This is a genomic window from Comamonas humi (assembly GCF_054782535.1).
The window spans coordinates 204524-217102 of sequence record NZ_BAAGSH010000024.1 but is presented as its reverse complement, the minus strand read 5'-3'; the positions used below and the strand labels follow the sequence as shown (position 1 = coordinate 217102).

Genomic DNA, 12579 nt, shown 5'->3' with positions numbered 1-12579 from the left:
GAAGGCCGTTGGCGCGAGCGCCATGCCTCGCCGCGCTTCCATCAGCGCGGGCTCTTCCCCTGCAGCGGGAGATTGCATTCAGCGCTTGCTAAACATGAGGCCAAGCACAACACCAACGGCAAGCGCTCCGCCAACGACCGGCCAAGGCGATGTGTGCACGTAGTCGTCGGCGTCCTGGGCCAGCGCCCTGGATTGTTCCGCGGCCTTGGAAGAGCTTGTTCGGATCCTGTCCACGCTCTGCTCAAGCCGGTGACCCAATTGGCTCAGTGCGGGATCGACTTCTTTCACCTTGGAGGACAGCAGGGCTCGCACGTCCCCCAGCAATTGGTCCAGATCACTCAGCACGTCGGTAGTAGTCGTTTTGCGGAATCTCATCGTTGAACCCTTTGGAAATCTTGCATGGGTTCAGCGTACGCAGCCAGGGCCGTGCGTGGTGTAGGCCAACCCCAGCAGCGCAGCGCTGAGATGTGACTACAAGCTTCCACGCGGAGGCTTCCATCTGGTCGGCGGAACGTCCAGGCCTGGATAGGCCATCATTTCGCGGTGGCAGGGTATACACGACCGGCAAGCCACCAGGTGTCCAGGTATCTGGACGGCATCGGCAGCGAGGCGCAGGCAAGCCAGGTCACCAAATGACTCGCTATCTGACACAAGCAAACAGGGCACCTGGGATGGCCTACACCGCATTCTTTGGATGCACCCCAGACTGGATGGGCACCACGAAAGGAGAACCCATGCCATATCTTGCTATTCCATCGCCAGACACGAGTTCCGTACAACTGCACTACCAGGACTTTGGCAACGGCCACCCTGTTGTTCTCATCCATGGATGGCCATTGAGCGGGCGAACCTGGGAGCCGCAAGTTTCGCATCTGGTCGATGCCGGCTTTCGTGTCATCACCTATGACCGCCGGGGTTTCGGCTCATCATCCCAGCCATGGTCAGGCTATGACTACGATACGTTTGCACAGGACCTCCATGCGCTGCTCACCGAACTGGCGCTCAAGGATACCTCCCTGGTCGGCTTCTCCATGGGCGGCGGGGAGGTTGCCCGGTATATCGGGCTGCATGGCTCCGAACGGATCCGGTCGGCAGTCTTTGCTGCGGCGGTCCCACCCTACTTGTTCAAGTCCGCATCGAATCCGGAAGGCGCGGTGACCGACAAGGACATTCGGGCCAAGGAAGCTGCGGTGCTGTCCGACCGGCTGGCCTTTCTGGATGAGTTCACGCAGAAATTCTTCTCGGATGCATCAGGCAAGCTCTTGGTCAGCGAAGCGCAGCGCGGATATGCAAGGATGATTGCGGCGTTTGCGTCTGCCAAGGGCACGCACGACTGCATTGGGGCATTTTCAAGAACGGACTTCCGCGCGGATCTCGAGAAAATCGACGTCCCCACGCTCGTGCTCCATGGCGACAGCGACCAGATTGTTCCGCTGGAGGTCAGCGGCGCCAGAACGCATCAGGCCATCAAGGGCAGCAAGCTCCATGTCATCAAGAACGGCCCGCATGGCTGCAACCTGTCCCATGCCGATGAATTCAACCAGGCGCTGACGGCATTCCTGAAGACCCATTGACCAGGAGGCCAAGGCTGGCGGGCAGGAAGCGCAAGGCCAGGTATCGCATCAACACCTTCTGGTTTCGGATCAGGGAGACGCGGCAAATCCACCGGCCATCCAACTCTTGAGCACAGCCAAGGCGGCTGATCGATACTTTTCCTTTCCATGAGTGCCCGGATAATCTTCAGCGAAGGAGAAGACCATGACCACGGCATCCGAGCCGCCTGTTCTCCTCTCAGGCGACAATCCTCAGATCGCCAAGGGCGACGGCGATGCGCCGGTGCAGGCCTATATTGCGGCCATGCCGGGCTGGAAGCGTGAGGTCGGCCGCCATCTCGACACCCTGATCGAGCAAACCGTGCCCGGTGTATGCAAGGCCGTGCGCTGGAATTCCCCTTTCTATGGCGTCGAAGGCCGGGGCTGGTTCCTGAGCTACCACTGTTTTGCGAAATATGTGAAGGTCACGCTCCTGCTCGGCGCGTCCTTGCGCCCACTTCCTCCCGTCGCATCCAAGCACGCAAGCGTGCGGTACTTCCATATCCACGAGCATGAGCGGCTCGACGGGCAGCTGCTCACCGGCTGGATCAAGCAGTCGTCGGAATTGCCAGGAGAGCCCTTGTTCTGACCGCAGCGGTCAGCGAGGCCGGGCCGGGGAAGGTGGAGCGCCTGAGCCTTGCCAAGGCGCTGCGGCAAACCCCACCGTCACCCATTGCCTGAACGCCGCCATCGCCGCGGTGCTGTACTGCCCCGAGGGCCGGACCAGGTAGATGCCGCCGCCCTCTCCCAGCGTCCATTGCGAAAGCACCCGCACCAACTCCCCAGTGGCCACGAAAGGCATCAGGTGCCAGTCACTTCCGCAGACGATGCCGACACCCTTCAGCGCGGCATGGAGCAGGGCCTCGTTGTCATTGCTGATCATCGAGCCACTGACCCGCACGGACTGCCGGGCCTCCGCACTGGCTTGTCCTGCCTGCCGCACCAGCGTCCACTCAGGAAAGGAAAGCAGGCCCGTATAGCCCAGGCAATTGTGATGCGCCAGTTCTGCAGGCTCCTGCGGGCTTCCGCACCGCGCCAGATAGCTCTCGGCGGCGCAGAGAATGCGGCGCTGGTCGCAGAGCCGGCTCGCCACCAGCCTGCTGTCCGGGAGGTTGCCGATGCGGATGGCGGCATCGAAGCGCTCGCCCACCACATCCACGATGCGCTCGCTGTACTCCACCTCCAGCGAGACCTGGGGGTAAGCCAGGGCGAATTCGGCCAGCATGGGGCTGATCCAGCGCCGCCCCATCGTCGCCGGCATGGACAGGCGCAAGCGGCCGCGCACCTCGCTCGCCCCCTGACCAGCTTCTTTTTCCGCATCCCGTATCAGGCTGGTGGCCTGCCTGACCTTGTCGGCCAGCAACTGCCCCTCCTGGGTCAGGTGCAGCTGGCGGGTGGTGCGCTCGACCAGCCGGACGCCCAGCCGCCGTTCCAATGCCTGGAGCCGTTTGGACAGCACCGTGGGATGGCGCTCCATCGCCCGGGCGGCGGCGGCAAACGAACCTTTGTCGGCCAGGGCCAGCAGGGTTGCCAGTTCATCCGCATGCTGGCTGTCGAGCATCTCCATCGTGGGTTTCCAGGTTCAGGGCTTGAGGATGATGGCCCCCTGCGAACGCCCTTGCTCCAGGTCCGCATGGGCCGCTGCCACATCGGCCAGAGCATAGCTTCTCCAGATGCGGGGCGTGAGTACCCCGCTAGACACGGCATCCAGCACATCGGCCGCACGGCCCTGGTATTCCTCCGCCGTGGCCGTGTGCGCGGCCAGCGAAGGACGGGTCAGGAACAGCGAGCCCTTGGCATTGAGCGTTCCCACCTCCACCGGCGCAGGCAGCCCGGACGTGGCACCAAAGGACACCAGCAGCCCCCGGGGCCTGAGGCAGTCCAGCGACGCGGCGAAGGTGTCGCGGCCTATGGGGTCGTACACCACGTCTACCTTGAGGCCTGCCGTCGCCTCAGCCACCTGTGCGGCCAGCGTCCCGGCATCGAAGACAAACACCTCGTCGCAGCCCGCGGCCCTCGCACGCTCCACGCTGGCCTGTCTGGATACGACGCCCAGCACCTGGGCGCCCAGATGCGAGGCCCAGGCGCACATGAGCTGGCCCAGCGCGCCTGCTGCGCCATAGATCAGCACGCGCGCACCAGGCTGGATCTGCCCCGTGGTCTTGAGCAGATATTGGGCCGTGATGCCCTTGAACAAAACGGCTGCGGCATGGTCATCGCTCAACCCATCCGGCAGCTTGACCAGCCGCTCGGCAGGGAACCGCCGCGCGCTGGCATAGGCGCCCAGAGGCCCAGTGGCATAGCCGACGCAGTCCCCGACTCTCACGTTCTGCACCCCTTCGCCGACGGCTGCCACCACGCCCGCCCCCTCCAGGCCCAGGCTAGACGGCAGCGCCATGGGCACGGCACCTTTGCGCTGGTTGATGTCGAGCGGATTGACGCCTATCGCCGTCTGCTCCAGCCAGACCTCGCTTGGCCCCGGCGATTGCGCCATCGACTCCTCGATGCGCAGTACCTCGGGACCACCTGTTGCGTGAATCCGAACGGCGACGACCATGTCCAACTCCTTCAAAAAATGAAGAATGGATCGTAGACAGCCGCACCAAAGGCATCAATCAATCCACATGCAGAACATAAAAGCATGGCATGCATCAATCAACCCGTACGCACCAGGAAAGACGGAGGCCTGGCGAGATTCTTCTTACACTTGAAATGATAATGATTCTCATTTAATATTCACCCATGGACCTGCCCCCTTTCGGGTGCCCGCCCATCGCCATGACCCATGCGGCACTGCCGCGCACCAGACCTTCAAGGGGCAGACCACCGTGCCACAGACCCAGGACGATATCGACCAGTTGACGCAGGAGCACCTGGCACTGCTGCATCTCTATGGCGCGGTCCAGTCGCGCTGCAGCGAGCAGGTGCGGCAGCAGGTATTGGAGATCGAGCGCCTGCAGGCGCAGGTGATCCAGTTGCGCGCGCAGGTCATCATGCGCGACAGTGCCTGGGCCTGGGGGCGCGAAGCCCTCTGGCCCGCCCTCCTGCCCGTCGGCGCCACTGCCGATGCCACCGCCATCGCCGGCCACGAAGAGCCCCCTGCGGACCTGGAGCTGCTGGAGAGCAGCCTGCGCACCGCCGACCTCGTGATCTGCCAGACCGGCTGCATAGCCCATGGCGCCTACTGGCGCGTGGAAGACCACTGCAAGCGCACCGGCAAGCCCTGCGTCCTCGTCGAACAGCCTGAGGCCCTGCGCATCGTGCGCGTCCACCCGTCCGGCCGCGCCGAGCAGCTCGTGCCTTCCGCGCCGGGCGCGGCCCGCAGCCCCGCCCCTTGCCGCCCCGCCCTCGTCAGCCCAGGCTGGGACCACCAGGAATGAAGGAGTGCCCATGCATGAATCCCCTGCATTGACATCGACCCCGCATCCGCTGCGGCTCCAGACCCGTATCGGGTTGGGCATCTCCGCCCTCGGCGTTCTGGCCCTGTGCGCGCTGGTCTGGGACGGACTCCAAAACAACCCCGCCGCCAGGAATGCGCTGCTGGGCGGCTCGGCGGCGGCGCTCGCCACCGCGCTGGGCACCCTGCCGGTGCTGCTGGCCCAGCGCCCCTCCGAGCGGGTGCAGGACACGCTGTTCGGCTTTGGCGCCGGCGTCATGCTCGCCGCCAGCGCCTTCTCGCTGGTGATCCCGGGCCTGGCCGCGGCACGCTCGGCGAACCTGTGGGGCGGCAGCGCCTGGGCGGCGGGCGGCGTGGTCGGCTCGGCGATCCTGGTGGGCAGCCTGGCCCTGCTCGCCATGGACCGGTTGCTGCCGCACGAGCACTTCATCAAGGGGCGCGAAGGCGCCGCGGCGCAGCAGTTGCGCCGCGCGTGGCTGTTCGTCATCGCCATCACCCTGCACAACCTGCCCGAAGGCCTGGCGATCGGCGTGGGCTATGCCGGCAACGAAGGCGTGCGCGCCAGCGCGCTGGCCATCGGCATTGCCATCCAGGACGTGCCCGAAGGGTTCATCGTCGCCGCAGCGCTGCTCGCCGCCGGCTATGGGCGGGTCTTCTCGGTCGCGCTGGGCATGGCCTCGGGCCTGGTCGAGCCCCTGGGCGCGGTGATCGGCGCCTCGGTCGTGGGGCACTCGGCCGTGCTGCTGCCCTGGGGCCTGGGCTTTGCCGCCGGGGCCATGCTGTTCGTGATCAGCCACGAGATCATCCCCGAGTCGCACCGCAAGGGGCACGAAGCCTTTGCCACCGCCGGATTGATGCTCGGCTTCGTGCTGATGATGGTGCTCGACACGGCACTGGGTTGAGCATTTTCCGTGAGGGGCCGATATGCGTGCTACAATGCGCAGCTTAGCGGCTGTAGCTCAGCTGGATAGAGTACTTGGCTACGAACCAAGGGGTCGTGGGTTCGATTCCTGCCAGCCGCACCAAACGTGAAGCCTCAGAGTAGGAATACTCTGAGGCTTTTTCGTTTTCTCCGATCCTTCTGTTTTGCAGCGCCGACCAGGCAGGAGGTGATCTCCAGCCTCACGCCTGCACAAAATGCGCGGCCACTTCGCGCATGCGGGCCACCGTGGCGGGCGCATGCTGGGCCAGGAACGCCATGGCCACTCCCATCTCCGGGCCAGCGGGGAAATCCGCCACGGGGCGCAAGACCACGTGCCGGGGCGCCTGCTTGCCCACGATCGACGGCACCAGTGCCACTCCCATATTGCTTTGCACCAGACTGATGACCGTCTGCACCTGGATGGCCTTCTGCACCACCAGGGGGCTCAGACCCGCCTGCTGGAAGGCAAAGGCCACGAGCGCGTGCAGGCCGGGAACCTGGTTCGCCGCGTAGTCGATGAAAGGGTGCGCCGCCAGCTGCGCCAGGGTGACCTGACGCTTTCGGGCCAGCACATGGCCTGCCGGAATGGCCGCGACAAACCGATCCCGCTCGAACATCTCGTAGGCCAGCGTGCTCAGGTGCGTGGTGGGATAGCGCACCAAGGCCATGTCGATCTCGCGCGCATCCAGCAATTTGAGGGCCTGCAGATTCGTGGCCTCGCTCAGCGTCAGCTGGATGGCGGGGTAGCGTTTGCGGAATGCAGGCAGCAGCGTGGGGAGCGCCGAATAGGTTGCAGACCCCACAAAGGCCAATCGCAAGTGCCCGCGCTCCCCAGCCTCCACCGTGTTGACGGCGGCAAACACGTCCTGCGCGCTGAACAAACAATGCTTCGCCGCCGCGTAGGCCGCATGCCCGGCCTCGGTCAACTCGATGCCCCTGCCGCGGCGGGCGAACAGCACCGCACCCAGCTCGGCCTCCAGATTGCGGATGGCCACGGACAGCGGGGGCTGCGCCATGTGCAGGACTTCCGCCGCCCGGCGAAAGTTCAGGTGCTCGGCCACCGCCACGAACTGGCGCAGTTGTCGCAACTCCATCAATACATCCCAAGTATCAATTTCAATACCAACAGTATTAGACGTGACGGCATGGCCTCCCTAGGATCGCGGCTATTGCAACTGCCAGGGACCGAAACACATGCCAGCCACCACCTCCGACAGCGCCGTCCAGCAGCGTGTCTCCGCCGCAGAATGGCAAGTTCGTGTCGACCTGGCCGCCTGCTACCGCCTGGTAGCACGCCTGGGCATGAGCGACCTGATCTACAACCACATCACCGCCAAGGTGCCGGGGCAGGACGGGCACTTCCTCATCAACCCATTCGGCATGCTGTATTCGGAAATGACCGCGTCGTGCTTCTACACGCTGGACTACGACGGCAACGTCGTCGACAAGCCCGACACGCCGTTCGCGGTGAACCAGGCGGGCTTCGTCATCCACAGCGCGGTCCACCAGGCCCGGCCCGACCTGCACTGCGTGATGCATACGCATACCCGGGCGGGCATGGCCGTCTCCACGATGAAGGACGGCCTGCTGCCCCTCACGCAGACCGCCATGCGCTTCTATGGCGCCATCGGCTACCACGACTACGAAGTGCCCACGGCCGACATCACCGAACGCGAGCGGCTGGCCCGCGACCTGGGCACGCACAACGCCATCATCCTGCGCAACCACGGCCTGGTGGCCTGCGGCCCGAGCATCGCCGAAGCCTTCAATCTCATGTACTGGCTGGAGACGGCCTGCAAGGTGCAGGTGGACGCCCTGGCCATGGGGCGCGAACTCACGCTGCCCAGCGATGGGCTGGCCAGCCGCATGGCGCAAAGGTACGCGCCCAGCGGGCCCAACAGCCAGAAGTTTGCCGCGCTGGAGTGGCAGGCCCTGAGGCGCCTGCTCGACCGGGAAGACCCCGGCTACCAGCACTGACAGCCCACGAACAACACACCAACTTCCAGGAGACAGGCATGATTGCACGCCGCCATTTACTGACCACCCTCGCACAGGCCGCCGCGCTGTGCCTGCCCCTGGGCGCCCTTGCGGCGGGCTACCCTGCGCAGCCCATCAAGCTCATCGTGCCCTACGCGCCCGGCGGTCCCACCGACATCGTGGCGCGCGTCGTCGGCGAGAAGCTGGGGCAGTTGGAAAAGGTTGCCGTGATCGTCGAGAACCGGCCGGGGGGCGGCGCCAACATCGGGGCGGAAGCGGCGGCGCGTGCGCCCGCAGACGGCTATACCCTGCTGCTGGCCACCGCCGGCCATGCCATCAACGCCAGCCTGTTCCCCAAGCTGGGCTACGACCTGATGCGCGACTTCACGCCGGTGACGACGCTGACCAGCGGCCCCATGCTCCTGGTCACCCAGGCAGATTCGCCGATCAAAAGCCTGCGGGATCTCGTCGCTCGCGCCAAGGAAAAGCCCGGCGCGCTGTCCTTTGCTTCTTCCGGCAACGGTGCCTCCACGCACCTGGCCGGAGAGATGCTCAACCAGCGCGCGGGCATCCAGTCGGTGCATGTGCCCTACCGCGGCAGCGGCCCTGGCCTGACGGACACCATGAGCGGCCAGACCGCCTACATGTTCGACACCATGCTCTCCGCCATGCCCTTTGTGACCGGCGGCAAGCTGAAGGCGCTGGCCATCACCAGCCTGCAGCGCTCGCCCCTGCTGCCCCAGATTCCTACCGTGGCGGAACAAGGCTACCCGGGCTTCGAGGCCATCGCCTGGAACAGCATCGTGGTGCCGGCAAAGACGCCCGCCGCCATCGTGGACCAGCTGAACCATGCGCTGCAGCAGATCCTGGCCTCGCAGGAGGTGAAGGACAAGTTCGCGGCGCAAGGCTTCACCGCCGACTGGCGCTCGCCCGGCGACTCGCGCCAGTACATGCAGTCGGAAATCACCAAGTGGGGGCAGATCGTCAAGACGGCCCAGGTGCGGATCGACTGAGCGGCCACCGCACCAGGCTTTTCGCGATCCGGCGCCGGTTTTCAGGAGCAAGTTTTTTTGAGGTAGAATGCGAGCTTCGCGGCTGTAGCTCAGCTGGATAGAGTACTTGGCTACGAACCAAGGGGTCGTGGGTTCGATTCCTGCCAGCCGCACCAAACCGAAAAGCCCCGATGCATCGCATCGGGGCTTTTTCTTTGTCCGCTTGCTGGCTCTATAGCAACTGCAAGCCCGGCGGCAGGGCGTCGCCGAAGTTGCGGCGCGCGTCAGCCTCGCCCAGCACGGCCACTTCCTGCACCATCTGCAGCCAGCGCGCCGGCGCCTGGGCCTGCCGCAGCTGCTGCACCACGCGCTCGCGCACCTCGTCGGCAAGGTCACGCGCGCGGTCGCCCGTCATGCGGGCCATCTGCACGGCGGCGAACATGGCGGTCTCGTTCTTGCGCCAGTCCTGGGCCAGCGTGGCGTCCAGAAACTCCTGCGCGGCCTCGGGCGGCATGACCAGGTGTGCATTCGCGGCCAGCGGCTGGCGCGCGGCCAGGCGGCCTATCGCCCACCAGGTCTGCACGCTTTCGCCCTCGCGCTTCAGGCGCTGCAGCATCCACCGGCCCATCTCCTGCCGGTACTGCCACGGCACGGCCTCCATGGCCGCGAACAAGCGCAGCATGTCGTCGTAGCTCCCATGGCCTTTGCTGTTTTTCTGCACCGCCTTCTGCATATGGCCGGCGACGTCCTCGAGCAGTTCCATCTGCTGCTCTTCGTTGAGCCCCGCCGCCACGCGGCGCCAGAACACCCACCATTCGGTCCAGTTGCCGGCCTCTTTGCCGTGGCCCAGCCCCTGGGCGTACAGCGCCCAAACCTGCTCCATGCGCCAGGCATCGAGCTCCGCGCCCACGCCGGGGCGCAGGCACCAGCCCGCAAGATTGAGCCAGACGCGCTCGTGCTCCACCGTGCGGCGGCGACGTTTGGCGCGGGCCAGCAAGGCGTCGAACAGCACACGCAGCATGCTGACGCCCCAGGCTTCGCGCGGGCCCAGCACTTTTTCCAACGACTGGCGCAGCTGGCGCACTTCCTTCACGTCCACCGCCTGGGCCTGCTGGCCAAAGATGCGCTCTATCAAATCAATAGCTGCTTGCGCTTTACCATCCTGCATTTCAGATGGTTTTTCATCTGAAGTCTTTTCTGATTGAGCGCCAGCAGCTATCGAATCAGAAGCAGCCACGGCACCGCGCACGGCAAACGGCAGCAGCCAGGATGGAGCGGCATCCCCGGGCTTTTCGGTGGCCACGCAGCGCACTTCCAACGTGCCCACCTCGGTCATGCTGGCCTGCAGCTGCACCTCGACCTGGGCTTTGTCACGGCCTTCGGGCGCGGGCAGCACGGCGGACAGCGGCGGCAACTCCACCCAGCCTTCGCCGCCGACGTGGGCGATCTGCCCGGCCTGCGCAGGCTGGTTGCCGCGGCTGCTGGCCAGCAGGTTGAAGCGCACGGCCTGGCCCAGCTTCAGCGCAAAGCGCCGGCCCGAGAGCACGATGCGCACGCCCTCTTCCGTGCCGCGCGGCAGCAGGCAGATACCCTGCGGCCGGCCACCGGCCTTGGCAGGCAGCAGCAGCCAGTAGCTGCGCGCCGAGCCGCCGCCGATCTGCGGCAGGCCCACAGGCTTATCGGTTTTGATAGCTGTCTGCGATTTCCCCGCCTGGCCTGGAGCCGTTTTTTCCTCGGAAACCGGCTGGAAGCGCGCCAGCCCATAGGCCACCGCGCCGCGCGCCACGGCCCAGTCGGGGTGCGGGTTGTGCAGCACGCGCACGGGGCTGCCGCGCCAGGCCGAGAGCTGCTCGGTCAGCCGCTGCACCACCGCATGCGCATGGAATACGCCGCCGTTGAGCAGCACGCTGTCGGGCAGATCACCTTCCGCGTGCTGCGACAGGAACTGCGCCAGATGCCGCGAAATGGCCGCGTCGGCCGGGTACGGCAGGCCAAAACCGCGCAGCGCGCCCTGGCGCCGGGCCGGCACATCGCCGATCTGCGCGGGCGGCAGAAAGCCTTCCACCACCCATTGCCGCACCTGCTCGCGCGTCAGCGTGGCGCTGCGGGTTTGGGCCAGCAGGCGGCTGCCTCCGCCCAACAGGGTGACGGCCACGCTGTCGGGCGCATCCGCGGCCAGCAATTGCTCCTTGGCGATGCGGCAGCGCTGCACCAGTTGGGCAAACCGTGGCGCCGGCAGGCGTTGGCCCTGGCCTGCAAACTGCGCCTCTAATTGGTGCGCCAGCGCCAGGTCCATGTTGTCGCCGCCCAGCATCAGGTGCTCGCCGACGGCCGTGCGCGTGAGCACGGGCAGACCGCCATCGAGCGGGGCCTGCACGCGGATCAGCGTCAGGTCGGTGGTGCCGCCGCCCACGTCCACGACCAGCACCAGCCGGCTGTCGGCCAGCTGCTGCGCGAGCTGCTCGCCCTGCAGCACCAGCCAGTCGTGGAAGGCGGCCTTGGGCTCTTCGAGCAGATGCACGCCGGGCAGGCCGGCGAGCCTGGCGGCCTCCAGCGTCAGCGCGCGCGCGCCTTCGTCGAACGAGGCGGGCACGGTCAGCACCACGGTCTGGGCATGCAGCGGGGCCTCGGGATGGGCCCGGTCCCACGCGGCGCGGACATGGGCGAGGTACGAGCTCGACGCCGCCAGCGGCGACACCTTGGCCACGTCCTCACCAGCCCCCCAGGGCAGTATGGGCGCCGTGCGGTCCACGCCGGTGTGCGACAGCCAGCTCTTGGCGCTGGCCACCAGCCGCCCCGGCACGGCCGTGCCCAGGTCGCGCGCCCAGCGGCCTATGACGGCGGGCGCCTGCTCATCTGCATCCTGCGCCGGCCAGGGCTGGCGCCAGGCATCGCCCAGCTCGCCGGGCGCGGCCTGGTAGCGCACCGAAGGCAGCAGCGGCTGGGCCACGACTTCGCCGGCCGTGCTGCGCTGGGGAATATCGAGCAGCACAATATCCGCCGCCGCGGCCCCCAGGGGCACGCTGGCCACCACGGTGTGGCTGGTGCCTAAATCGATGCCTACGAAATACGACATCATTTCTCCGGACGCTCAGCCGATGTGATTGAAAGCGTCTTTGCTCTCACCCTCAAGCACTAAGAACGGCACAGCAATCCAGTTACCCTTGTGATCGTTCGCGGGGAGCAGTCGAACATACGCCACCACAGGAATAGCAAACCTATCCAATAGCGTGTCATACAGCTTCAGCAATGAGTCAAAGCCAGAGGAGAAGTACTCTAGCGTCGTAATGAAATCTAGATGCTGCCCGTCACCCATACGTAAAACGAAATGATCCGACGAGGCAGTCTTAGTGTGGCCGACCGTTCGATCTACATGCAGTGTAGAGAGGGATCCAGAAATCCATCCATATTTCGATAACTGATTTCGAGAGTAGCCAGCAGTCTGCAGCAGCTCTTCGCAACTCAGCTTAGGAAGAGACTTGAACAACATCTCCAAAGTTGATATGGAAAAGCTTCGTGTCTCTTGTGCACTGACCTCTGCCGAGAAATTGAAAATTCCCGCGCCAGCTTTTTTCCCTTGATTGGTAGTAATTGTTGTTGAAGGAGAAACGTCGAATGAAGCTTCATAGAAGTTAGCGATGAATCCTTTGTCCAAATAGACCAGTCGCTTCAACACATCATTCGTCTTCATGCCGCTCC

Annotated in this window: 12 protein-coding genes and 2 tRNA genes; 8 read left to right on the top strand and 6 right to left on the bottom strand. The window is 65.3% G+C overall.

Going from position 1 to position 12579, the window contains the following annotated elements:
• Nucleotides 1-78: 78 nt before the first annotated feature.
• The gene (locus ACYVKR_RS23765) at nt 79-375 is read right to left on the bottom strand and encodes an ElaB/YgaM/YqjD family protein (RefSeq protein WP_460483454.1); all 297 of its coding nucleotides are present in this window, start codon (nt 373-375) and stop codon (nt 79-81) included.
• A 359-nt stretch (nt 376-734) separates the two neighbouring features.
• On the opposite strand from ACYVKR_RS23765, the gene ACYVKR_RS23760 reads away from it, so the two are divergent.
• Entirely contained in the window at nt 735-1574 is an 840-nt protein-coding gene (locus ACYVKR_RS23760; protein ID WP_460483453.1) for an alpha/beta fold hydrolase, read from the top strand.
• Nucleotides 1575-1758: 184 nt separating this feature from the next.
• Nucleotides 1759-2181, top strand: a complete 423-nt coding sequence (locus ACYVKR_RS23755) for a DUF1801 domain-containing protein (RefSeq protein WP_460483452.1) — start codon at nt 1759-1761, stop codon at nt 2179-2181.
• Nucleotides 2182-2190: 9 nt separating this feature from the next.
• Here ACYVKR_RS23755 and ACYVKR_RS23750 read toward each other — a convergent pair whose 3' ends face one another.
• Nucleotides 2191-3159, bottom strand: a complete 969-nt coding sequence (locus ACYVKR_RS23750; RefSeq protein WP_460483451.1) for a LysR family transcriptional regulator — start codon at nt 3157-3159, stop codon at nt 2191-2193.
• Nucleotides 3160-3174: 15 nt separating this feature from the next.
• Nucleotides 3175-4149, bottom strand: coding sequence for a quinone oxidoreductase family protein (locus ACYVKR_RS23745; RefSeq protein WP_460483450.1), 975 nt, complete (start codon nt 4147-4149; stop codon nt 3175-3177).
• A 271-nt stretch (nt 4150-4420) separates the two neighbouring features.
• On the opposite strand from ACYVKR_RS23745, the gene ACYVKR_RS23740 reads away from it, so the two are divergent.
• The 3 genes from ACYVKR_RS23740 to ACYVKR_RS23730 all read left to right on the top strand — a co-directional run bounded on the left by ACYVKR_RS23740 (nt 4421) and on the right by ACYVKR_RS23730 (nt 6014).
• A complete protein-coding gene (locus tag ACYVKR_RS23740; RefSeq protein ID WP_460483449.1) occupies nt 4421-4972 on the top strand; it encodes a DUF2325 domain-containing protein in 552 nt (183 codons plus the stop codon).
• 10 nt (nt 4973-4982) lie between these two features.
• The gene (locus ACYVKR_RS23735) at nt 4983-5891 is read left to right on the top strand and encodes a ZIP family metal transporter (RefSeq protein WP_460483448.1); all 909 of its coding nucleotides are present in this window, start codon (nt 4983-4985) and stop codon (nt 5889-5891) included.
• A 46-nt stretch (nt 5892-5937) separates the two neighbouring features.
• Nucleotides 5938-6014 (top strand) — tRNA-Arg (locus ACYVKR_RS23730).
• Nucleotides 6015-6111: 97 nt separating this feature from the next.
• Here ACYVKR_RS23730 and ACYVKR_RS23725 read toward each other — a convergent pair.
• On the bottom strand, nt 6112-7005 hold the full coding sequence (locus tag ACYVKR_RS23725; protein WP_460483447.1) for a LysR family transcriptional regulator: 894 nt from the start codon (nt 7003-7005) through the stop codon (nt 6112-6114).
• Nucleotides 7006-7105: 100 nt separating this feature from the next.
• On the opposite strand from ACYVKR_RS23725, the gene ACYVKR_RS23720 reads away from it, so the two are divergent.
• From ACYVKR_RS23720 to ACYVKR_RS23710, 3 genes are all read left to right on the top strand, one after another.
• Nucleotides 7106-7888, top strand: coding sequence for a class II aldolase/adducin family protein (locus ACYVKR_RS23720; RefSeq protein ID WP_460483446.1), 783 nt, complete (start codon nt 7106-7108; stop codon nt 7886-7888).
• Between the two features lie 38 nt (nt 7889-7926).
• Nucleotides 7927-8901, top strand: a complete 975-nt coding sequence (locus ACYVKR_RS23715) for a tripartite tricarboxylate transporter substrate binding protein (RefSeq protein ID WP_460483445.1) — start codon at nt 7927-7929, stop codon at nt 8899-8901.
• A 78-nt stretch (nt 8902-8979) separates the two neighbouring features.
• Nucleotides 8980-9056: transfer RNA gene (locus tag ACYVKR_RS23710), tRNA-Arg, on the top strand.
• Nucleotides 9057-9112: 56 nt separating this feature from the next.
• Here the strand turns inward: ACYVKR_RS23710 and ACYVKR_RS23705 are convergent.
• Complete coding sequence (locus ACYVKR_RS23705) at nt 9113-11959, bottom strand: Hsp70 family protein (protein WP_460483444.1); 2847 nt, start codon at nt 11957-11959, stop codon at nt 9113-9115.
• 12 nt (nt 11960-11971) lie between these two features.
• Nucleotides 11972-12571: a hypothetical protein gene (locus tag ACYVKR_RS23700; protein ID WP_460483443.1), complete on the bottom strand. Its 600-nt coding sequence runs from the start codon at nt 12569-12571 to the stop codon at nt 11972-11974.
• Between the last annotated feature and the right edge of the window lie 8 nt (nt 12572-12579).

What these genes read in the sequence shown, in the direction of transcription:
- ACYVKR_RS23700 (WP_460483443.1), bottom strand. Translation starts at nt 12,571, where the DNA reads ATGAAGACGAATGATGTGTTGAAGCGACTGGTCTATTTGGACAAAGGA.
- ACYVKR_RS23720 (WP_460483446.1), top strand. Translation starts at nt 7,106, where the DNA reads ATGCCAGCCACCACCTCCGACAGCGCCGTCCAGCAGCGTGTCTCCGCC.
- ACYVKR_RS23745 (WP_460483450.1), bottom strand. Translation starts at nt 4,149, where the DNA reads ATGGTCGTCGCCGTTCGGATTCACGCAACAGGTGGTCCCGAGGTACTG.
- ACYVKR_RS23735 (WP_460483448.1), top strand. Translation starts at nt 4,983, where the DNA reads ATGCATGAATCCCCTGCATTGACATCGACCCCGCATCCGCTGCGGCTC.
- ACYVKR_RS23765 (WP_460483454.1), bottom strand. Translation starts at nt 375, where the DNA reads ATGAGATTCCGCAAAACGACTACTACCGACGTGCTGAGTGATCTGGAC.
- ACYVKR_RS23705 (WP_460483444.1), bottom strand. Translation starts at nt 11,959, where the DNA reads ATGATGTCGTATTTCGTAGGCATCGATTTAGGCACCAGCCACACCGTG.
- ACYVKR_RS23725 (WP_460483447.1), bottom strand. Translation starts at nt 7,005, where the DNA reads ATGGAGTTGCGACAACTGCGCCAGTTCGTGGCGGTGGCCGAGCACCTG.
- ACYVKR_RS23760 (WP_460483453.1), top strand. Translation starts at nt 735, where the DNA reads ATGCCATATCTTGCTATTCCATCGCCAGACACGAGTTCCGTACAACTG.
- ACYVKR_RS23750 (WP_460483451.1), bottom strand. Translation starts at nt 3,159, where the DNA reads ATGGAGATGCTCGACAGCCAGCATGCGGATGAACTGGCAACCCTGCTG.
- ACYVKR_RS23755 (WP_460483452.1), top strand. Translation starts at nt 1,759, where the DNA reads ATGACCACGGCATCCGAGCCGCCTGTTCTCCTCTCAGGCGACAATCCT.
- ACYVKR_RS23715 (WP_460483445.1), top strand. Translation starts at nt 7,927, where the DNA reads ATGATTGCACGCCGCCATTTACTGACCACCCTCGCACAGGCCGCCGCG.